Below are 22,892 nucleotides of genomic sequence, written 5' to 3' on the forward strand. Positions count from 1 at the left end.
CTTCGGGGACGGTGGTGGTGCCCGTCATCGGACGGTGTCCGCGAACTCGCCGCGGGTGCGGCGCAACGACCGGTCACAGGCGGCGAGATGACGGCCGAGCGCGTCCTCGAAGGCGGTCGCCCCGGCGTCGTGCACGAGCTGCCGGCGGATGGCGAGCTCCGTCGGCTCCAGGCCGTCGAGCCGCTCGGCGAGCTTCCCTGCGGCGGCCCCGGGATCGGCGGTGACCTGGTCGATCAGTCCGATCACCAGCGCCCGGCGCGCCGTCACCTCGGCGCCGAACAGGACGAGCCGACGGGTGTGGACACCGCCGAGCTGGTGGGTGAGCCGGTGCACCGCCATGCCCGCCCAGACTCCGCCGTCGTTCACCGGCACCTCGATGCGCAGATCCGGGGTGCCGATGCGGTGGTCACCGGTGAGGAGCACCTCCAGGCCCGGGCCGCTGCACACGCCCTCGGCCGTGACGATCCGGGGGGCGCGGGTCCGCTCCAGCCGGCGCAGGGCCTTCTCCCAGCGGCTCACCAGGTCGATGCCGACCCGGCCGGGCCAGTCACGGGCCGCGTGGGCGCCGTGCAGCCGGATCACGCCGACCAGCCGCCCCTCGGCGTCCTCCAGCCGTTCGCAGAGCGCGTTCACGTCGGCGACCAGCCCGGCGTCGAGCGGGCGCGTGCAGTCCAGGTCGAGAGCGGTGTCGGGGGAGAGGTCCTGCGCGAGGTCCGAGGAAGCCATGTCCGGGTCCTGTTCGTCGATTCTTCAAGAGCACATGGGGAATTCGGTGCGTATTGCAGGGGCGGTACGGAGGGTGACTCAGTAGCGCACGAGCGCCGTTTCCAGGGTCGAACCCGGGCCCATCGTCATGAGGACGCCGTAATCGCCCGGACGCACCACGCCTTCCTCCAGCAGACGTTCGTAGGAGAAGAGGAAGGAGCCGCTGGAGAGATTTCCGAAGTCGCGCAGCACACTCGTCGTGTGCCGCACGTCGTACCCGGTGAGACCGAGATTGACCCCCACCGAGTCGATGACCTTCTTCCCGCCGGAATGGATCAGCCAGTGGGCGATCTCGCTGCGCCGCACGCCCGTTTCTGACAGGAGGTCGCCGATGACCTCCTCGGCGTGTGCGCCCACCACGTAGGGCACGTCACGGTCGAGGAAGAAGCTGAACTTGCCCTGCTCGTCGTCCCAGTCGTAGCGCATCGCGTCGACGGCGTCCGGCACGATGCGGCTCGCGTACTTCAGCACCTGCGGGCCGGGCCGCTCCGTGCCGTGTGCCACGGCGACGGCGGCGGCGCCGTCACCGAACAGGCTGTTGACGACGGACGTGCGCATGGTCCCGTCGAAGACGTACGCCGCGGAGCAGACCTCGACGCAGACCATCAGCGCCAGCCTGCCGGGGTTGGCCGTCGCCCAGCCGGTGGTCGCGTTGAGGGCGTTCAGCCCCGCGTTGCAGCCCATGCCCACGATGTCCAGCCGGCTGCAGCTGGTGGGAATGCCCAGCTCACGGATGAGCAGCGCGCTGAAGCCGGGGGTGAGCAGGCCGGTCGACGACACGCACACCAGGTAGTCGATGTCGCTGACCGCCGCGTCGATCCGCTTCAGGCACGACTGCAGCGCACGAGCGCCCAGTTCGGTGCCGCGCGCCTTGTGCTTGGCGAGCAGCTCGCCCTGTGTCTCCGGCCGGGGCCGGCCGTCCGCGCCCGGCGGCGGCACGGTCAGGAACCGGCGGTCGATCGCGCTGTTGAGGAACACCGACCGGATCCGGTGGTCCTCGATCGCGTACATGTCGAGGAGGTCGGCTTGCGAGTAGGAGTCCTCCGGGTTCGCGGTACCCACGCCCAGAATGGCCGGCCCGCGCCGGCCGGCGGCCCACGGGCCGTCCGTCCGGCCGGCGGTGTCCGGCCGTGTCATCTCTTCGTCCAGGATCATCTCTGACCGCCCCTTGGTACTCTCCGGCGAAATGCCACGCCGATGGACAGGAGTTCATGGGAGTTCGGGAGAAAACAGTCCGCCGAGCCGGCGGAAATTGCCGTGACAGCAATCTAGTTCAGCGATTGCGGCGGACGGCATCCCCGACCGCTGTGAGTGCGCTCACCGCAATCGGTAGGGGGAATAGGGGGTGGAAATCAGGGGGTCGTCGCCGGGTCGGGAAGCATTATGGTGCGTGTGTCGTCGACTTGCAGGAAGACCGGGAGATCGGTGCGGCTGCGCACCCCGAGTTTCCGGTACACCTGGGTCAGATGCTGTTCCACGGTGCTGACCGTGATGCACAGCCGCTGGGCTATCTGCCGGTTGCTGTGTCCCTGCGCGGCGAGACTGCCCACCCGGTACTCGGCCGCGCTGAGGTCCGCCGCGCGCTCCTCGTCGAGCGCGGCCGGGCCACCGCCGGCCGGGCCCGGGCCCCGGTCCGGCAGCCCGGGCAGCAGGCTCTTCACGAGCCGGTCCGCATGGCACTCCCGGGCCGCCCGCCAGGCCCGGCGCAGGGCGGGCCTGGCCCGCCGGGAGTCACCGACCGCGTGGTGGGCGAGGGCCAGGTCCGCGAGGGCGTGGGCGAGTTCGAGCCGGTCACCGCCCGTCTGCAGCGCCTCCACCGCGTCGCCGAGCAGCGCCGGCCGCTCGTGCGGCTCCACGGCCGCGGCCAGCTGCCGCAGGGCCCGGCCCAGCGTCACCGGATCGTCCGCGGCCGGCCCGTCGAGCTGTTCGCCGAGGAGCGTGTGGGCCTCGGCACGGCGGCCCAGGCGCAGCAGGGCCTGCGCCGCGTCGATCCGCCAGGGCAGCTGCCAGGGGCCGTCGTCGGCCCACTCCCGCAGCAGCTGACCGCAGGTCTGGAAGTCGCTCAGCGCCGCGTAGGGCCGGTCGACCGCCAGGTGGTAGTGGCCCCGGGCGAGCAGGTACCGCAGCCCGAACGGGGTCTGGAGCAGCGCGCCCGGCACCGGCATCGCCAGCTGCGCCGCCGCCTCCTCGAAGCGGCCCGTCTCCACCGCGACCGTGAGCAGGCAGGCCAGCGGAGCCCCGATCAGGACGCCCCAGCTCGACCGGGAGTGCTCGCTCAGCGCGGCGGAGGCGAGGCCGGCGGCGGCCGGCAGATCACCGCGCAGCAGCGCGGCGTCGGCGCGGGCCGCGGTCAGCAGGCCCGGCCAGTGCGGCTCGTCGGAGCCGGCCGCGTCCTCCAGCAGCGGCAGACACCACGGCGCGTCCCGCAGCAGCCGCTCGGGCCGGGCGAGCGCCAGCAGCCCCAGCGCCAGCCGGGACAGCGGCACCCGGGGGCGCAGCCCCTGCCAGACGTGTTCCCCCACGGCACCGCCCACCCCGCGTACGGCGTCCAGCGCGGCCCGCACGAGCGAAGGACCGACGGCACCCGCGCCGGTGTCCGCAGACCGCCGCCGGCCCGGGTAGCACAGCTCCAGACAGGCGCGTACGTCGTCCAGTTCGGCGGGGCCGACGAAGGCGGGGAGCCCCAGCGCCACCGGGTCGGCACCGGAACCGGGACCGCCACCGGTACCCGGACCGGCACCGGAACCCGGACCGGCACCGGCATCGAGGCCGGCGCCGGCCCCCGTGTCCCCGGCCGGTGCGTCGCAGGCGTCGTGTGCCGCGGCGATGCGGGTCAGCGCGGTGGCCGCCTCGTCCGGGCGGCCGTGCCAGAGGAGGTATTCGAGCGTGGCGAGCGCGTGACGGCCCGGCAGCAGGCCCCGCTGCCCCGCGTCGGTGAGCTGACCCAGGTGGCGGACGGCGCGGGCGGGGTCGATCCGCCACTCGGCCTCGGCGAGCACCGCCCGGCTCATCGCCCGCTCCTGCTCGTCGTCGGCGAGGGTGTGGGCCAGCTCCAGGCAGTCCAGCGCGAAGTCCAGCTCACCCCCGGCGGTCGCGCTGGCGGCGGACTCCTGCAGCACCGCCGACGCCCACGGCTCGTCGGCCGATCCGGCGGCCAGGAGATGGTCCGCGATCGCGGTGGGGCGGCCGCCGTCGGCGTGCAGCAGCCGGGCGGCGCGCCGGTGCCAGTCGACGCGCTCGCGGGCGGCCAGGTCCCGCAGCACCGCGGCCCGCGCGACCGGATGCCGGTACCGTCCGCGCGTCAGGACGCCCGCCTCGTCGAGCAGTTCCAGCAGCGCGCCGGTCTCCACCCGGCCGAGCCCGCTCAGCCGGGCCACCGGGTCCGCGCCGGACGGCTCGCCGAGCACGGCCACCGCCCGCGCCACCGTCAGCGCGCCGGGTTCGAGGCGGTGCAGGCAGGTGACCACGCGCTCGGCGAAGCGGTGGTGCACCACGAGCTCGCGCGGCGGCTCCCGGCCCGGGGTCCGGGCCGCCGCCTCCCAGTCCGCGGCCAGCGCGCGTACGAGCAACGGGTTGCCCCGGGTGACGGCCGCCGCGGCGGCGGCGAGGCTGTGCGCCGCGTGCGCGTCCAACTCCTGCGCCAGCAGCGCCGCGACGCCGTCGCAGGTCAGCGGGTCGAGCCTGATCTGGTGACCGTAGGGGTGGCGGGACAGCTCGGTGTGCGGGCCGGGGCGGCCCGAACCGGAGCGGTCCTGGTCGGTGAGGACCAGCATGATCCGCGACCGGCGCAGCCGCCGGGCCAGGAACAGCAGGCACTGCAGCGAGTCGGGGTCCGCGTGGTACACGTCGTCCACGCCGATCAGCAGCGGCTGGTCGGCGCTCATGTCGAGCAGGACCCGGGCGACCTCCTGCGGGACGCGCGGCCCGGCCCGGCCGTCCGCCCGGACCCCGGCTCCGAGGGCGGCCTCGGCCCGCTCGGGGCAGCCGGGGTCGGCGCCGTGCAGCAGCTGGCCGACGAGCCCCAGCGCAAGGTGCTGCTCGGCCGGCGCCGCGGCGGCGGACAGAAACCGCACCCGGGGACCGGCCACCCGCTCGGCGAACGTGTGCAGCAGCTCCGTCTTGCCGACGGCCACGGGCCCCCGTACGACCACGACACTTCCGGCCCCGTGCAGACAGTCCTCCAGCAGGCCGGACAACTGCGTGAGGTGTCGGTCCCGTTCCACCAGCATCATGCGAGTGCACCTCCTCGGGCCCCTGCGCTCTCGGCCGCCCGGTGCACATGGAAACTCCCCCAGACGTCCGTGACTGCCTCAGTCTGGGGGAGATCATCTGAAGAATGGCTATATGTTCTCTCCGGCCGCCGGACCGGGGCACCGGCTCGGGCGGGTGCGCCGCAGGACGCAGGTGCGGGTGCGGGTGCGGGTGTGGTCGTGGTCGTGGTGGTGGTGTCGAGGGCCGCAGGTGCGGGTGAGGGTGCCCGGCCGGTTCCCCTGCGGGCCGGTGGCGGCCGGCCCGTTGCGGGGCTGACAGGTCAACCGCGTCCTCCGGTCTCCGCCCGCGGACCCTCCTCGTTCAGCAGGTCGGGCCGGGGCCCGGCGGGGGCGGCCGTACGGCCCTGCGGCCGGCCGGGGGCGCCCGCGGGGGCCGGACCGGGGCCGGGGCCCGCCGCCCTGCGCGGCAGGACGAACACCGCGACGAGCACGGCGACCACCAGCAGGGCGCTGTTGACCGCGAACACCATGCCGTAGCCGGAGGTGAGCCGTTCGGCCGGCGAGTCCGACGCGGACGCGTGCGACGTGGCCGTGGCGGCGACGGTGCTCATCGCCGCGAGACCGATGCTGCCGCCCAGCTGGCGCGCGGAGTTGAGCAGACCCGACGCCATGCCGGCCTCGTTGGGTGCCACCCCGCCGGTCGCGGCGCCGGCGAGCGGCACGAGCAGCGGGCCGACGCCGATGCTGGTCACCAGCATGGGGCCGAGGACGTCCACGGCGAACGACCCGCCGGCGCTGATCCGGCTGAACCACATCATGCCGAGCGCGCCGACGATCCCGCCCACGATCAGCAGGTTCCGGGCGCCGAAGCGGGCGATCAGCCGCACCGCGTACAGGCATCCGGCGACCAGGCCGAGACAGAACGGCAGGAAGGCCAGGCCCGCCTTGAGCGCGCTCATCCCGAGGACCTGCTGGAGGTAGAGGGAGGCGAAGTAGAAGGACGTGAAGATGTTGACGGAGACCATCATCATGTAGATGTTGGACGCCGACACCGACCGGTTGGCGAGCAGGCCGAGCCGCAGCAGCGGTTCCCTCGACCCGGTGCCCTCGTAGCCGAAGAAGGCCACCAGCAGCACGGCCGCGGCGATGAGCGAGCCGATGGTCTGCGCCGAACCCCACGGCTCGGTATCGGTCCTGACCAGGGCGAACACCAGCAGCGAGGTGCCCGCGGTGGCCAGCACCGCGCCGACCACGTCCAGCTTGCGCGCGGTGTCTCCCGCGCCGGCCGCCGCCACGTGACGGCTCGCCAGCCAGACGCCGATCAGCGCCATCGGCACGTTCACCAGCATGACCCAGCGCCAGTTGACGTATTCGGTGAGCAGGCCGCCCACCACGACGCCGACGGCGGCGCCGCCCGCCGTGACCGCGCTGTACACGCCGAGTGCCCGGCCGCGCTGGGGGCCGGCGGGGAAGCTGGTCGTGAGCACCGCGAGCGCGGCCGGCGCGATCAGGGCCGCGCCGACGCCCTGGACGGCGCGCGCGGCGATCAGTTCGCCCGGGGTCTGGGCCAGGCCGCCGAGCAGGGAGGTGAGACCGAACAGCACCAGTCCGATGGTCAGCAGGGGCTTGCGGCCGAACCGGTCGGCCGCCCGGCCGCCCAGCAGCAGCAGGCCGCCGAAGGTGAGGGTGTACGCGTTGACCACCCAGGAGAGTCCCGCATCGTCGAATCCGAGTGCCGACTTGATGGACGGCAGAGCGACGTTCACCACGGAAACGTCGAGCGAGACCATGAGTTGAGCGACAGAGACCGTCAGGAGCACACCGCCGGAGCTGACGGCGCGCTCCTCTCCCGAAGCGTTTTTGTACATGTAAAAATAGTAGCCCGCGGGGTCCCGCGTGTCGAGCGCGAAACCGCTGCCGTCACGCCCCCGGGTCCCGCGTGGGCGGCCGGCCGGCGGACGCCCGCAGCGCCCCGGTCAGCTCCCGGGTGTGCCGTACGACGGCGCAGCAGGACGCCGCCCAGTCGAGCGCCGCCCGGTGCTGGTGCGCGCTGAGGCCGGCGACCGCGTCGGCCGCGAGGAACGCCTCGACGTTGCGGCTGAAGGCGTCCACCGCGGTCGTCGTGCAGCCCAGGTGCGCGTAGACGCCGCAGATGACGAGCTGGTCACGGCCCAGCGAGCGCAGGCGCCGCTCCAGGTCGGTGCCGTGAAAGGCGCTGTACCGCCAGGTGGACAGCACGGCGCCGCTCGCGTCCGGGGCGACCTCGTCGACGATCGCCACGTCGTCCAGGGCGTCGTCGAGGCCCTTGCCCCAGAAGTCCGTGAGCAGGCCGCGCTCGCCCGGGGCCTGGGTGCCCGGCTGCACGGTGTGCACGACCGGGACGCGCAGCTCGCGGCAGGCCCGGACCAGCGCCGCCGAGTTGGCCAGCAGGTCGGTGCGGGGGGAGGCGTCGCGCGGGTAGGGCCGCAGGAAGTAGTGCTGCATGGTCATGACGAGCAGAACGGCCCGCTGCGCGTCGGGGATCCAGCCGACCCGGTTCTCGACGGGCGCGCACGGGCCGGGCATCGGGTACGCGGCGATCGTGGAGATGTCCATGCCTTCCGCTTCCTTTTCCTTCCGTGCGGGGCGGAACGCGGAACGGCGGGTCAGGAGATGAAGTCGTAGGAGAGCAGCCGGTTGTCCGCGTCCTCGGCCCAGGCGCCGTAGCGGCGCATGCCGTACAGCAGGGGCACGGGGGAGCGGAGCGCGGTGACGAGCGTGACCTCCGTCATCACCACCGTGTGGTCGCCGACGGGCTGTTCGTCGGTGACCGTGCAGTCGGCGATGGTGTGGGCCGCCTCCACCAGGTGCGGGCCGCCGCCGGGCGCGGGCGTCCACGCGACCCGCTCGAACCGGTCCGGGTCCCCGGAGCCGAACATCTCGGCGGCGGACCGGCCGTGCTCGTGCAGCAGGTTGACGGCGAGCGACCCGCTGTCCAGCACCGCCCGCAGCGTGGGGCTGCCCCCGCGCAGACAGACCAGCAGGGTCGGCGGATCGAGGGCGACGCTGCACAGCGACGTACAGGTCATCCCCCAGGGCACACCGTCCGGCGCCATGGCCGTCACGATGGAGACGCCGGTGGGAAATCCGGCCATCAGCCGACGCAGATCGGCTTCGTTCCGCTGGTGCGACATGGTTCCTCACTCACGTCGGTCACGGACAACACGGACGAGCCCGCGGGGGCCGGGGGAGGCGGGCGGCACCAGCGGTGCCCGCCCACCCTCCCGCCGGCCGGAGCAGGTCCGCCGGGAGCGCGGTCAGTACTTCTCCGCCGAGCCGGAGACGGATTCCGACTCCTTGGCCAGCTCCATGCCGCGGCTGGCGTTCAGCATGCGCTTGCCGATCTCCGGGGGCGCCTGGGTGCGGGACCACTCCTCGGCCGCCTCCATCCGCTCCTTCGTCATCTGGAAGCACCGGTTCTCCGGCAGCCCGAACCGGTCCGCGTGAGCGATGAAGTCCACGTCCTTGCGGATGTAGTCGTGGATCCGCGCCGCCGCCTCGCCCGGATCCAGCGTGCCCTCCTCCACGGCCACGCACAGCTCCCGGGTCAGCGTGCCCATCCGCACGAACGGCTCACTGATCGGCAGCGGTGAGCCGGGGTACCCCGACCGCTCGGCCTCCAGGAAGACGTCCGGGTCACCGCTCTCGCTGTACCGGTAGTACGCGTCCTCGACCATCATGTTGCCGCTCATCGTGCCGAGCATCCACGTCCGGTTGACCGCGTTCCACAGCTCGTAGTGCCCGAAGCCGACGAACGAGCTGTAGACCAGGTCGTCGTGGAAGTCGAACAGCCCCTGCTGCAGCGCCTCCACGAACGCGAACCGCTCCTTGGACCAGTCCCCGTCCCGGGAGGCCGCGATCAGCCGCCACCCCAACGCGTTGACCAGCTCCAGGGTGTTGGCGAGCCCGCGCGAGTACAGCGCGTCGATGAAACCGGCCGCGTGCGACGTCAGGCAGTACCGGTCGCCGACGACCGTGTGCGACGAGTACTGCAGCCGGCCCGTGGACACCCACGGCCGCACCGCCTTCGCCTCGGTGAACTGCCAGGCGATCTGCGGGAACCGCTTCAGGAACTCGGCGAACTCCCGCTCCGGCGGCGTGCCGTCCTTGGGGTACTTCCGCGGGTCCAGGGTGAGCCCCACGCTGCACAGCGGGTTGCGCGCCGCGTCGTGGTTGTCGAACGGGATCACCCACAGCCAGCCGCCGTCGAAGACGTGGTGCAGCGTGCCGTGGTGCCAGGGGCTGGGCTGGTCGTGCGGCTGCGCGGTCGGCGAGTCGTCGAAGGGCCGCACCCCGATCATGTGCGTGAACAGACAGCGCGAGTGCGTCCGCGCCCGGGTCGGCGTCTCCCGCAGGGAGAACTTCTCCGCCAGCGGCGAGCGGAACCCGCTGCCGTCCACCACGTACTCGGCCCGGAACTCCTCGCCCTGGTCCGTGCGCAGCAGCGCGCCCTGCTCCGGGTCGACGTCGATGTCGGTGACCCGCGTGGCCAGCCGCGCCTCGGCGCCGTAACTCAGCGCCACGTGGAACAGGTGGGCGTCGACGTCCTGCCGGAACAGATGCGTCTCGGTGCGCAGTTCGATCGGCACGACCAGCTGGTTGATCTCCTGCGGGTCCTGCGGGCGCCCCTCGCGGTGGTAGACGAAGCCGAAGTTCTGCTTCTGACCGCAGTTCGGGGAGATCTCGTCGATCGTCCCCCGGTAGTTCGACAGGGCCTTCAGCTCGGGCACGTCGTAGCGCTTGGCGATCAGCCGCGCCATGCCCGAGGTGTACGGGATGGTCGACTCGCCGACCGCGAACCGGGGGTGGGTGCCCGCGTCGAGGATGAGCACCTTGACGCCGTTGCGGGCCAGTACCGCGCCCAGCATGCCCCCGGCCATACCGCTGCCGAGGATCGCCACGTCGTAGCGGTCCGTCTTCGCGGAGGCGGTTGCGGTGTTCTTGCCTGCCACCAGATTGTCCTTCCCTTGACGCTCGGCCGGGGGCGGTTCAGCCCTGGGCGGTGACGGAGAGGGCGTCCTCGACGAGGTCGTCGACGGTGATGTTCAGCGCGAGGTGCTTTCCGCGCAGACCGCCCAGCAGGGTGACGAAATCGTTGGCCGGAGTGTTCTTGCCCTCCGGGTCGATGATCCGCTGGGCCATCTTGTGGTAGTCCTCCTTCTTCAGCGTCCGGTCGTAGAACTGCTCCACGAACGAACGGACCTCGTCGAAGAAGTTCCGGTAGGCGGTCGCATAGCGGTCGAGCGCCGCTTCCTCGATCTCCGGGTGCTGCAGCACCTTGTCGAGGACCCGGGACAGAATGCTGCCCGCCGTCGTCGCCAGCGCCACACCCGTGGAGATCAGCGGGTCGACGAATGCCGCCGCGTCACCTACGGCCGCCCAGCCCTTTCCATGGACGGTGTGGCTCGTGTACGACCAGTCGCGGGCGCTGCGGAATCCCGCCGACTGACGGGCGTCGCGCAGCATGTGCTTCAGTTTGGTGGTCTTCTCCACCTCGTCCCGGAACAACTGCTCCAGATTCTGGTCGGATTCGCCGGCCACCGACGCCGGAGTGACGAAACCGACGCTGACCGTCCCCTTGTCGAGCGGAATTCCCCAGAACCAGCCGTTCTCGATTCCCTCGATCAGAATGTTCGTGTACTGGTCGCCGGGCAGGCGCTCGCAGTTGTCGAAGTACGTCCACACCGCGACGTTGCGCAGCTTCTCGTGCCAGGTGATCTCCGAGTAGCGGCGGGTGAGCACCCGGGCCTGGCCCGAGGCGTCCACCACCATCGTGGCCCTGAGCTCGTACGTCTCCTTGCCGCCGCGCACCGAGAAGCGGACACCGGTGACCCGGCCGTCCTCCTCGACCGGCTCCTTCACGGTGGCGTCCTCCACGACGAACGCCCCGAGCTCCCGCGCCCGGTCCAGGATCAGCGCGTCCAGGTCGGCCCGGCGCGTGTGGTACGCGAACGGATAGTCGCCGCCGTCGACGAAGGAGAAGTCCCAGGCCGCCTGCTCGTTGCCCCAGACGAACGTGCCGCCGTACTTGCGCTCGAAACCGCGCTGTTCCATCCGCTCGGTCAGGCCCATTTCCTCCATGGGCGCCATGACGACCGGGATGAGCGATTCACCGACGTGATAGCGGGGAAAACGCTCACGGTCCAGGACGGCGACTTTGTGCCCACGCTTGGCGAGGAGACCGGCGGTGGTGGCACCCGCCGGCCCGCCACCGATGACGATGACATCGAATTCATTGGGTATGCCGGTGAGAGTGGACGGCATGCGCGACCTTCCCGATCCGAAACGTGCCGACGTCCGCTGAGGCGGCCCCGTGCGGCACTGCGTTGGCTGGACCCAGTCAGGTTCGACGACTTGGGCTGAACGCCTTCTGCACGGCGTCTGGAGACCGTCTTGGGAAATCCCGGCGCGGCCTGGATTAAGGGAAGGAACAGGGGTTGTAGCCGCTGCCCGGCCCTTTCTAGCGTTACGCCAGGTGTGCTCGCCGAGAACGGCCTGGGCGAGCGGGCGACACGGCACCGCCCGATCATCCCGGTGCCGCGCCGACGGTGGAACCCCCCAGCAGGCAGGAGCGTACGAGTGACGCACGTCGAAGACATCCGGCCACTTTCCGAAACGCTGCGCAGGCACGCACGTGAATGTCCCGACAAGGTCGCGTTCGCCGACGAACGGCGGCAGGTGACCTACGCCGGACTCGCCGCACGCACCGGACGGGTGGCCGGCCATCTCGCCGCGCACGGCGTCGGACGCGGCGACCGGGTCGCGATCCTGCTCGGCAACAGCGTCACCACCGTCGAGAGCTACCTCGCCGTCACCCGCGCCGCCGCCGTCGGCGTCCCCGTCAACCCGCAGTGCTCCGACGCCGAACTCGCCCACCAGCTCGACGACAGCGGGGCCCGCGCCGTCCTCACCGACGTCACCCACCTCGCCCAGGTCGAACGGGCGCGGGAGCGGCGTCCGGGCCTCCTCGTCGTCCTCGCGGACGGCACCGGACCCGGCACCCTCGCCTTCGAGGACCTCGCCGGCACGGAGCCGGACCAGGGGCCCCGCGACGACCTCGGCCTGTACGAACCCGCCTGGATCCTCTACACCTCCGGCACCACCGGTGCCGCCAAGGGCGTCGTCTCCCACCAGGCCGGCTGCCTGTGGTCCGTGCACACCGCGTACCAGGGCGTGCTGGGGCTCGGCCCGGACGACCGGCTGCTGTGGCCGCTGCCGCTGTTCCACAGCCTGGCGCACATCCTGTGCGTGCTGGGCGTGACCGTCAGCGGCGCCGGCGCGCGCATCCTGCCCGGCTTCGGCGCCCGGGACGTGCTGGAGGCGCTGCGCGCGGAGCCGTACACCATGCTCCTCGGGGTGCCCGCCATGTACGCCCAGCTGCTCGACGCCCTGCGGGAGAGCGGCGGTACGGTCCCCCGGCCACGGGTGTGCCTGGTCACCGGGGCGGCCACCGGGCCCGAACTGGCCGCCGCCGTCGAGGAGATGCTCGGCACGCCCCTCGTGGACAGCTACGGCAGCACCGAGACCTGCGGGGCCATCACCATCAGCCGCCCCGACGCCCCGCGCCCGCCCGGCACCTGCGGCACGCCGGTGCCCGGCATCGAGCTGCGGCTGACCGACCCGCGCACCGGGCGGGACGCGGCGGCGGGCGAGGAGGGCGAGGTGCTGGTCAAGAGCCCGGCGCTGATGCTGGGTTACCACGGCCTGCCCGAGGTCACGGCGGAGGCGCTGCGCGACGGCTGGTACCGCACCGGCGACCTGGCCCGGCGCGACGCCGAGGGCCGCCTGGCCATCACCGGACGGGTCAAGGAACTGATCATCCGCGCCGGTGAGAACATCCACCCCGGCGAGATCGAGGCGGTGCTGCGCGAGGTGCCCGGCATCCGGGACGCGGCCGCGACCGGCCGTCCCGACCCGGTGGCCGGGGAGGTCCCGGTCGCGTACGTGGTCCCGGAGACCGACGGCTGGTCGCCCGCCGAGGCGCTCGCGGCCTGCCGGGAACGGCTCAGCTACTTCAAGGTGCCGGCCGGGCTGTACGAGACGGCGGCCCTGCCGGTGACCGGGTCGGGCAAGGTCAGCCGCCGCCGGCTGCGCGACACACCGGCCCGCCTGCGCGCCGTCGCCACCGGGCACCACGAGCACCTGTGGCACACGGAATGGGTGCCCTGGGAGCCGCCCGCCCCGGCCGCCCCCGCGTCCCCGCGACGCTGGGCCCTGATCGGACCCCACCCCGACTCCCTCACCGAGGCCGTCCACCGCCACGGCGCCACCCCCCACCCCGTCCCCGACCTCGACACGGCCCGGCGCACGGGCCCGTACGACGGCTACGTCGTCACGATGCCGCCGGCCGGCCGCTCCCCCCAGCTCCCCGACGTGCCCGGCCCCGCCGGCATCCGTGACCTGCTGGGGGCGGCCGGGCTCGACGGGCGCCTGGTGTTCTGCACCCGCGGTGCCGTGGCCGTCCGGGACGGGGACGCCGTCCGGCCCGGTGCCGCCGCCGCGCGGGCCTGGATGCGGGCGCGGCGCACGGGACCCACGCTGCTGGTCGACCTCGGCACCGACGGCTCCGGCGGCTCCGCCGAGGCGTGGGGCGCGGTGCTCGGCGCCCCCGACGAGGAGACCGACTTCGTCGTGCGCGGCGGTGACGTCCTCGTGCCGCGCCTCGCCCGCGTACCCGCACCGGCCGCACTCGCCGCCCCCGCCCCCGGCGGCAGCGCGCTCGTCACCGGCGCCGGAACCGACCTCGCCCGTGTCCTCGCCACCCACCTGGTGGCCGGGCACGGCGTCCGGACCGTCGTGCTGGCCGCCGCCGACGCGACGGCCGCCGAGCCCCTCGCCGCCGGCCTCAGGGCCCTGGGGGCCACGGTGTCGGTGCGCACCGCACGCGCGGACACCGCCGAGGGCGCCGCGGCCCTGCTCGCCGCCCTCGGCCCGGACCGCGCCTTCGACACCGTCGTCCACCCGGTCTCCCGCCCGAGCGACGCGACCGCCGCACACCACCTGCTGGCCCTGACCCGCGCCACCGGCACCCGGCTCACCCTCTGCGGCACCCACGACGACCCCCTGCGCCACCCCGGCCGGCCCGTCGCCGCGGCCGCGGGCGCCTACGCGGCCGCCCTCGCGCACGCGGCGGACCACGCCGGCCACCTCGGACACGGCCCTGCCCCGCTGCCCGGCACGGCCCCCCTCACCGACCGGCAGACCGCCGACGCCTTCGACGCCGCCCGGGCCCTGCCGTACCCGGTGCTCGCCCTGCGCGCCGACCCGTGGGCGCCCCGCTCGGCCGCCGCCGACCGGCTCAGGACGCTGCTGAACCGGCCCGCCCCCGCGGCCGGCGACACCGCGGACCCCGCCGGGCTGCGCGCCGGCTTGCACGCCCTGCCCGCCCGGGCCCGCCGCCGTGCCCTCATCGCGCTGGTGCGCACCGAGGCCGCCCGGGTGCTCGGCCTCGACGGGCCGGAACGGCTGGACGCCGGGCTGGCCTTCACCCGGCTCGGACTCACCTCGCTCACCGCGGTCGTGCTCCGCGACCGGCTGGCCGCCCGTACCGGGCTGCGGCTGCCGGTCACCCTCGCCTTCGACCATCCGACGCCCGCCGCGGTTGCGGACCTGCTCGACGGGGAGCTGTTCGACCGCGGCCCCGCCGGCACCGGTACGGCGGCGCCCGCCGCGCGCCACGACGACGACCCGGTGGCCGTGGTCGGCATGGGCTGCCGCTACCCCGGCGGGATCGCCTCCCCGGAGGACCTGTGGCGCCTCGTCGCCGAAGGCCGCGACGCCGTGGGGGAGTTCCCCACCGACCGCGGCTGGGACCTGGACCGCCTGCTGGGCGGCGACGGCACCGAGGCCGGTACCACCGCCACCGGCCGCGGCGGCTTCCTGCAGGCGCCGGGCGACTTCGACGCGCCGTTCTTCGGCATCAGCCCGCGCGAGGCGCTCGCCATGGACCCCCAGCAGCGGCTGCTGCTGGAGGTGGGCTGGGAGGCCCTGGAACGGGCCGGCATCGACCCGGCCGCGCTGCGCGGCACGGACACCGGCGTCTACGTCGGGCTGATGTTCCACGACTACGCCAAGAACCCCGGCGTCCTCCCCGAGGACCTCGAACGGCTCCTCGGCACCGGCACCGCCGGCAGCGTCGCCTCCGGCCGCCTCGCCTACACCCTCGGCCTGAACGGCCCCGCCCTCACGGTCGACACCGCCTGCTCCTCCTCCCTGGTCGCCCTCCACCTGGCCGCGCAGGCGCTGCGCCGCGGCGAGTGCTCGCTCGCGCTCGCCGGAGGCGTCGCCGTGATGGCCACGCCCAGCACCTTCGTGGAGTTCAGCCGCCAGCACGGGCTCGCCCCCGACGGCCGCTGCAAGGCCTTCGCCGAGGGCGCCGACGGCACCGGCTGGTCCGAGGGCGCCGGCCTCGTCGTCCTGGAACGGCTGGGCGACGCGCGCCGCAACGGCCACCCGGTGCTCGCCGTCCTGCGCGGCAGCGCGGTCAACCAGGACGGCGCCAGCAACGGCCTGACCGCGCCGAGCGGCCCCGCCCAGCAGCGGGTCGTCCGGCGGGCGCTGGCCGACGCCGGCCTCACCCCCGCCGACGTGGACGCCGTCGAGGCGCACGGCACCGGCACCGTCCTCGGCGACCCGATCGAGGCACAGGCGCTGCTCGCCACCTACGGACGGGACCGGGACCCGGGACGGCCGCTGCTGCTCGGCTCCCTGAAATCCAACATCGGCCACAGCCAGGCCGCCGCGGGCGTGGGCGGGGTCATCAAGACGGTGGAGGCGATCCGCCGCGGCGAACTGCCCCGCACCCTGCACGTCGACCGGCCGACCCCGGCGGTGGACTGGACGGGCGGCGCGGTCCGCCTGCTCCTGGAGCACACCGTGTGGCCCGAGACCGGCCACGCGCGCCGGGCCGCCGTCTCCTCCTTCGGCGTCAGCGGCACCAACGCGCACGTGATCCTGGAACAGGCGCCCCCCGCCCCTGCCGGGGAGACGGAGCCGGCCGGCCCCCCGGCGCCCCACGCCGCCGCCCGCACCGCGGCGCGGGGTCCCGCGACGGCCGTCCCCGCGTCCCCGGTCCCGGTCCTCCTCTCGGCCCGCACCCCGGCCGCCCTGCGCGCGCAGGCCCAGCGGCTGCTCGACCTCGTGGCGGCGCAACCCGGTCTGCGCGTGCCCGACCTGGCCGCCGCGCTCGCCACCACCCGGACCGCCTTCCCGTGGCGCGCCGCCTTCACCGCGGACGGGCGGGAGGAACTGGAGCGGCGGCTGACGGCCGTGGCCGGCGGAGCAGACCCGGGCACCGGACCGGACGGCGTGCGCCGCGAGGGCGGACTGGCGATCGGCTTCACCGGCCAGGGTGCCCAACTGCCCGGCATGGGACGGGAACTGCACGCCGCCTTCCCCGAGTTCGCCCGTGCCTTCGACGCGGTCTGCGCCGCCCTCGACCCTTACCTGGAACGGCCGTTGAAGCAGATCGTCTGGGCGCCCGAGGGCACGCCGGAGTCCGCGCTGCTGAGCCGGACCGACTTCACGCAGGCGGGGCTGTTCGCGCTGGAGACGGCGATGTTCCGGCTCCTGGAGTCCTGGGGGGTGGTGCCGGACGCCGTCCTCGGCCACTCCCTCGGCGGCCTGACGGCGACCCACGTCAGCGGGGCGCTGCCGCTCCCGGACGCGGCCCTCCTCGTCGCCACCCGCGGCCGGCTGATGGCGGCGCTGCCGCCCGGTGGCGCGATGACCTCGGTCGAGGCGACCGCGGAGGAGGTCCGGGCCGTCCTCCCGGACACCGACGCCCCCGGCCACGCCGCCGTCGCCGCGATCAACGGCCCGCGCTCGGTCGTCGTCTCGGGCGACGCGCAGGCCGTCGAGGCCGTCGGCGAGGTCTTCCGGGCGCAGGGCCGCCGGGTCACCCGGCTGCGGGTCAGCCATGCCTTCCACTCCCGCCACATGGACCCCATGCTGGACGAACTGCGCAGCGTGGCAGCCGGGTTGACCTACCGGGCACCTGTGATTCCGCTGGTCTCCGGGGTGACCGGCCGGCTCGCCGGACCCGCGGAGCTGGCCGAGCCCGAGTACTGGGCGCGCCACGCCCGCGACGCCGTGCACTTCGCGGACGCCGTGCGCGCCCTGCCCGGCCAGGGCATCGCCTGCTTCCTCGAACTCGGCCCCGACGCCATGCTCACCACCATGGCCCGCGACTGCGTGGCCGACCACGAACTCGCCCTGTGCGGCGGGCTGCGCCGCGGCCGGTCCGAGGTCCGCGCCCTGCTCGACGCCGTCGCGCGGGCACACGCGTACGGCGCCCCGGTCGACTGGGCCCGGTACTTCGCGGGCCTGCCCGTCCGCCGGGTCGACCTGCCCGTCTACCCCTTCGAGCACCGGCGTTACTGGCTGCGCTCCGTACCGCTTCCGGCAGCCCCCGACGACACCACACCGTCCGCGCGGGAGACGGCCGTACGGCCCCCCGCCCCGGACGCCGCCGCCCCCACCGGCCACCGGCTGCGAGTGGAGCTCGCCGGGCTGACGCCGCAGCAGCGGGAGCAGGCGCTGGTCGACCTGGTCCGTACCGAGATCGCCGAGGTCGCCGGCTTCGACGGGCCGGAGGACGTCGAGGCCCACCGCAGTGCCAAGGACCTCGGGCTGGACTCCGTCTCCGCGGTGGAGCTGCGCAACCGTCTCGTCGCGCGGACCGGCCTCACCCTGCCCACCTCGCTGGCGTTCGACCACCCCACGGCCGTCGCCATGGCCCGGCACCTGCTCACCGAACTCCCCGCCGCCCCCGGACCCGGCGAGGCGGACGGCGGCAGCGGCGAGGCGAGCGGCGAGGGGAGCGCCGAGGCGGCGGCGGGCGGCGGCCCCCGGACCGTCTTCGGAGCACTGGCCCGCCTGGAGGCCGGCATCGAGCGGGAGCGGCCCGACGCCGCCGCCCGCGCCCGCCTCGCCGAACGGCTGCGCACCCTCACCGACCGGCTCCTCGGCGCGGACGCCCCCGGCTCCGCGGGGTACGACGACTCCGCCGACCTCGGCGAACGGCTCGACGCGGCCACCACCGACGAACTGTTCGACCTCATCGACAACGAGCTGAACCGGCAGCACACCGAAACGAGCTGAACCGGCACCGTGCCGGGACGAAGCGAACCGGCGGCGTGCCGGGCCGACGTGCACCGGCAGCACACACACCCGGGTCCCGGGCCGCATGACCCGCTCCGACCGCGCTGGAAAGGCAGGACCGTGACGTGACGGGCACCGAGCAGAAGCTGGTCGACTACCTGAAGAAGGTCACCGCCGAGCTGCACGACACCCGCCGGCAGCTGCGCCGGGCCGAGTCGGCGAGCCGTGAACCGATCGCGGTCGTCGGGATGGCCTGCCGCTTCCCGGGCGGCGTGCGCAGCCCGCGGGACCTGTGGCGCCTGGTCGTGGCCGAGCGCGACGTCATCAGCGCCTTCCCGGCCGAACGCGGCTGGGACGTCGAGGGCATCTACGATCCCGACCCCGACCGGCCCGGCACCTGCTACGCCCGCGAAGGCGGCTTCCTGGACGACGCGGCGCTGTTCGACGCGGAGTTCTTCGGCGTCTCCCCCCGCGAGGCCCTCGCGATGGACCCGCAGCAGCGGCTGCTGCTGGAGACCGCCTGGGAGGCGTTCGAGCACGCCGGGATCGACCCGACCGCCCTGCGCGGCAGCGACACCGGCGTGTTCACGGGCGTGGTCCACCACGACTACGCCACCCTGCGGGTCCCCGACACCCTGGAGCCGTACCTCGTCACCGGGCTGTCCGGCGGCGTGGCGTCCGGCCGGATCGCCTACACCCTCGGCTTCGAGGGCCCGGCGGTCACCGTGGACACCGCCTGCTCCTCCTCCCTGGTCGCCCTGCACCAGGCCGCGCAGGCGCTGCGGTCGCAGGAGTGCGCGCTGGCCCTGGCCGGCGGGGTGACGGTCATGGCGACACCCCGCGCCTTCCTGTCGTTCAGCCGGCAGCGGGGACTGTCGCCCGACGGGCGGTGCAAGGCGTTCGGCGCGGGCGCCGACGGCACGGGCTGGGCCGAGGGCGTCGGCATGCTGCTCGTGGAGCGGCTCTCCGACGCCCGCCGGCACGGCCACCGGGTGCTCGCGCTGCTGCGCGGCTCGGCGGTGAACCAGGACGGCGCCTCCAACGGCCTGTCGGCGCCCAACGGGCCGTCGCAGCAGCGCGTCATCCGCAAGGCCCTCGCCAACGCCGGCCTGTCCGCCCGGGACGTCGACGCCGTCGAGGGCCACGGCACCGGAACCCGGCTCGGCGACCCCATCGAGGCCCAGGCGCTGCTCGCCACGTACGGCCGCGAACGCGATCCGGGACGGCCGCTGCACCTCGGCTCCATGAAGTCGAACATGGGCCACACGCAGGCCGCCGCCGGAGTGGGCGGCATCATCAAGATGATCGAGGCGATGCGGCACGGCCTCCTGCCGCGCACCCTGCACGCCGACGAGCCCACCCCCCACGTCGACTGGAGTGCGGGCGCCGTCGACCTGCTCACCCGGGCGCTCCCCTGGCCCGAGACCGGCCGGCCGCGCCGCGCCGCGGTGTCGTCCTTCGGCATCAGCGGCACGAACGCCCATGTGATCCTGGAGGCCGCGCCCGACCCCGAGACGGACCCCGACCCCGAGACCGAGCCCGGCCCCGAGCCCGGCCCGGCTTCCCCGGCGGCGCGCGGCGGCGGCGCGGGCGTCACCGCCGTCGCCCTCCCGGTCGTCCCCTGGCCGCTCTCCGCCCGGGACGGCCGCGCCCTGCAACAGGGCAGCACACGGCTGCGGGCGCACCTGCGCGACACCCCGGCGGATCCGGCCGACGTGAGCCACACCCTGGCCCGCCGGGCCCTGTTCCGGCACCGGGCGGTGCTGCTGGCGGGCGGCACGGCCGGCACCCCGGTCAGCGGGGTCGCCGTACCCGGGGGCACCGCCGTCCTGTTCCCCGGGCAGGGCAGCCAACGACCCGGCATGGGACAGGAGTTGTACGAGACGTTCCCCGAGTTCGCCGAGTCCTTCGACACGGTCGCCGAGCTGACGGGGCTGCCGCTGAAGGAGGTGGTCCTCGCGGCCGGCGCGCAGGACGGCCGCCTGGACCGGACCCGGTACGCGCAGCCCGCGCTGTTCGCGGTCGAGGTGTCGCTGTTCCGGCTGGTGCGCCGCCTCGGCGTGGACGTCCGGGCCGTGGTCGGGCACTCGGTGGGGGAGGTGGCCGCCGCCCATGTGGCGGGCGTGCTCTCCCTGGCCGACGCCTGCCGGCTGGTGGAGGCCCGGGGCCGGCTGATGGACGCGCTGCCGGCGGGCGGTGCCATGGCCGCGGTCGAGGTCCCCGAGGCGGAGGCGCTGGCGGCGCTGGCCGCCCGGTCGGACCGGGTCTCCCTGGCCGCCGTCAATGGGCCGTCCTCGGTGGTGCTGTCCGGCGCCGAGGACGAGGTGACGGAGCTGGTGGAGCGGTGGCGCGCCGCGGGGGTGCGGACCTCGCGCCTGAAGGTCAGTCACGCCTTCCACTCCCCTTTGATGGACCCCATGCTGACCGCATTCCGCGAGGTCGTGGCGGGTCTGGAACTGCGGCCGCCCACGCTGGCCGGGCTGCCCGAGGACGTCGTCGACCCCGAGTACTGGGTGACCCACGTCAGCCGCCCGGTGCGGTTCGCGGACGCCGTCGAAAGGGCCCGGGCCACGGGTGTCGTGCGCTGGCTGGAGGCGGGGCCCGGCAGGGTGCTGACCGCCCTGGCGCGCGAGGTGGTGCCGGACGCCGAGGAGCGGGTGTTCGCCGCCGCGCTCCGTGCCGGCCGCCCCGAGGCCGAGTCTTTCCTCACGGCGCTGGCCCAGCTGCACGTCGACGGCGGCACGGTCGACTGGACCCGCCTCACCCATCCGCACGCCACCCTGGTCGACCTGCCCGCCTACCCCTTCCAGTACGGGCACTACTGGCTGGAGGACAGGGCCGGGCACAGCGTGCCGGCGGGGCAGGGCACCGCGACCGTCCGGGACTGGGACGGCATGCGGATGCCCGCCGGCCCCGCCCCGCTCCCCGCATCACCCGCATCACCCGCATCCGGGGAGCCCCCGCTCGCCGGGGCCGGCACCACCGCCCCCGCCACCGCCCGCGCCCGCATCCTCGGACCGGCCGGGCCCGAGCGGCGGTCGGCCCTGCGCGACCTCGTGCGGGACGCGGTCGCGCGGACGCTCGGGCACGAGGGCGCCGACGCGATCGAGGCGGACCGCTCGCTGCAGGAGCTGGGCTTCGACTCGCTCACCGCGATCGAGCTGAGCACACGGCTGGGACGCGCGCTCGGACTCCGTCTGCCGGGCACGCTCGCGTTCGACCACGGGCACCCGGAGGCGATCGCGGCGTACCTCGACGAGCGGCTGCCCGGCACCGGCACCGGCACCGCGGGCGGCGGCGGCGCCGGCCCGGCGGACGGACCGGCCGGGACGGACGACGGCGCCGACGGGGACACGGACGGGCGCGCCGACGGGGACGCGGACGAGGGCCTGCTGACGCGGCTGTACCGGAAGGCCGCAGGCGCCGGGCGGCTCGACGACGGCGCCGCCCTGCTGGAGTCCGCCGCGCGGCTGAAGGAGACGTTCGCCGCGGCGGCCGAGGCGGGCACCCCGCCGGCGCCGGTCTGGTTCGGGCCCGGCGACGGACGGCCCGTGGCGCTGTGTCTGCCCTCGTTCAGCGCGGTCTCCGGCGTCCACGAGTACGCCCGCTTCGCCACGGGCTTCACCGACGCCTGGCGGGTCGGCGCCCTGCCGCACCCCGGTTTCCGCCCCGGACAACCGCTCCCGGCGAGCGTCGGGGCACTCGCCGAACTACATGCCGGGGCCGTCCTGGAGGCGGCGGACGGCGCCCCCGTCCTGCTCGTCGGCCGCTCCGCGGGCGGCTGGGTGGCGCACGCGGTGGCGGCCGCCCTGGAACGCGCCGGCGCGGCTCCGGTCGGCGTCGCGCTCCTCGATACCCCGGCGAACGGCGGCGATCCGCGCGGGCACGCGGTGATGGTCCGCGGCATGCTGGAACGCGACAGCCGGCTCGTCACCCTCGACGACCACCGGCTGACCGCGATGGGCGCCTACTCCGCCCTCTTCCGTCCGTGGACCCCCGCCCCGGTCACGGCACCGACCCTGCTGGTCCTCGCCGCCGCGCCGTACGGGGACACCGGTGAGCGCATCGCCGCCTGGCCGCTCGCGCACGAGACCGTGGAGGTCACCGGCGACCACTTCACGATGCTGGAGGACCACGCGGCCACGACGGCCAAGGCGGTCGAGCACTGGGCGGCGGGCCTGCTGCCCCCGGCGGGCGGGCACCCCCGAAGGGGCGACGGGTAGCGGATCAAGCCCAGTTGCTCGCATCGGTGTGAGATGTACGATCAGCAGCGCACGACAGGCACTCCCTCCCCAACAGCGCGGTTCCGTCAGGGTGTTGCGCAGCGGCCACCGGGCTTCTCACCACGGAGAGAATGTGTTCATCGCCTTCGTCACGGTCACGGTTCTCGGCGCGGTGTTCAACGGTGCCGCCGCCGTCACGTACCTGATGGGCCACGAATATCCCAAGACCCAGGCGGACATGAAGGGCATTCCCCGGAAGTACGTCCCGGTGCTGGGCACCCTCCTGGCCGCGGGAACCGTGGGACTGCTGGCCGGGCTCGCCGTGCCGGTGCTGGGGAACCTCGCCGCCTGCGGCCTGGTGCTGTACTTCATCGGCGCGATCTACGCCCACCTGCGGGTCGGCTCCCGCAACATCGTGGGCGGGATCGTGTTCCTGGCCACCGCGGTGGCCGTCCTCGTCCTGGGCCTGAACTACCACGGCCCCTGGTGATCCGCCGGAGTTCACCGAGCCGTCGGAACGCGTTTGCAGCAACCGCCTACTCGCCCGCCTAAC

General features: G+C 74.5%; 10 protein-coding genes and 1 pseudogene. 3 read left to right on the plus strand and 8 right to left on the minus strand.

Annotation, left to right across the window (positions count from 1 at the left end; genetic code table 11):
- Positions 1–24: 24 nt before the first annotated feature.
- The 8 genes from dpgB to AB0N17_RS09505 form a co-directional block, all read right to left on the minus strand.
- Positions 25–726 carry an enoyl-CoA-hydratase DpgB gene (dpgB, locus tag AB0N17_RS09470; protein WP_366010592.1) on the minus strand — a complete coding sequence of 234 codons (702 nt, stop codon included), beginning with the start codon at positions 724–726 and terminating at the stop codon, positions 25–27.
- A gap of 78 nt (positions 727–804) precedes the next feature.
- Positions 805–1,902, minus strand: a complete 1,098-nt coding sequence (gene dpgA, locus AB0N17_RS09475; RefSeq protein WP_366010676.1) for a 3,5-dihydroxyphenylacetyl-CoA synthase DpgA — start codon at positions 1,900–1,902, stop codon at positions 805–807.
- 215 nt (positions 1,903–2,117) lie between these two features.
- Positions 2,118–4,997 (minus strand): AAA family ATPase, encoded by a 2,880-nt coding sequence (locus tag AB0N17_RS09480; RefSeq protein ID WP_366010593.1) that lies wholly within the window; start codon positions 4,995–4,997, stop codon positions 2,118–2,120.
- Between the two features lie 299 nt (positions 4,998–5,296).
- Entirely contained in the window at positions 5,297–6,844 is a 1,548-nt protein-coding gene (locus AB0N17_RS09485; RefSeq protein WP_366010594.1) for an MFS transporter, read from the minus strand.
- A 52-nt stretch (positions 6,845–6,896) separates the two neighbouring features.
- The gene (locus AB0N17_RS09490; RefSeq protein ID WP_366010595.1) at positions 6,897–7,571 is read right to left on the minus strand and encodes an isochorismatase family protein; all 675 of its coding nucleotides are present in this window, start codon (positions 7,569–7,571) and stop codon (positions 6,897–6,899) included.
- Between the two features lie 50 nt (positions 7,572–7,621).
- Positions 7,622–8,149, minus strand: a complete 528-nt coding sequence (locus tag AB0N17_RS09495; protein ID WP_366010596.1) for a flavin reductase family protein — start codon at positions 8,147–8,149, stop codon at positions 7,622–7,624.
- A gap of 123 nt (positions 8,150–8,272) precedes the next feature.
- Positions 8,273–9,967: a tryptophan 7-halogenase gene (locus AB0N17_RS09500; RefSeq protein ID WP_366010597.1), complete on the minus strand. Its 1,695-nt coding sequence runs from the start codon at positions 9,965–9,967 to the stop codon at positions 8,273–8,275.
- Between the two features lie 37 nt (positions 9,968–10,004).
- Positions 10,005–11,279, minus strand: coding sequence for an NAD(P)/FAD-dependent oxidoreductase (locus AB0N17_RS09505; protein ID WP_366010598.1), 1,275 nt, complete (start codon positions 11,277–11,279; stop codon positions 10,005–10,007).
- A 315-nt stretch (positions 11,280–11,594) separates the two neighbouring features.
- Between AB0N17_RS09505 and AB0N17_RS09510 the strand changes: the two genes are divergently transcribed.
- From AB0N17_RS09510 to AB0N17_RS09520, 3 genes and pseudogenes are all read left to right on the plus strand, one after another.
- A complete protein-coding gene (locus AB0N17_RS09510) occupies positions 11,595–18,116 on the plus strand; it encodes a beta-ketoacyl synthase N-terminal-like domain-containing protein (protein WP_366010599.1) in 6,522 nt (2,173 codons plus the stop codon).
- A 137-nt stretch (positions 18,117–18,253) separates the two neighbouring features.
- Positions 18,254–22,339 (plus strand): annotated as a pseudogene (locus tag AB0N17_RS09515) (beta-ketoacyl synthase N-terminal-like domain-containing protein); the annotation flags it as partial.
- 133 nt (positions 22,340–22,472) lie between these two features.
- Positions 22,473–22,829, plus strand: coding sequence for a DoxX family protein (locus tag AB0N17_RS09520; protein WP_366010600.1), 357 nt, complete (start codon positions 22,473–22,475; stop codon positions 22,827–22,829).
- The last annotated feature ends 63 nt before the right edge of the window (positions 22,830–22,892 follow it).

Source organism: Streptomyces sp. NPDC051133 (genome assembly GCF_040682635.1).
In the GTDB taxonomy this organism is placed as follows: Bacteria; Actinomycetota; Actinomycetes; order Streptomycetales; family Streptomycetaceae; genus Streptomyces.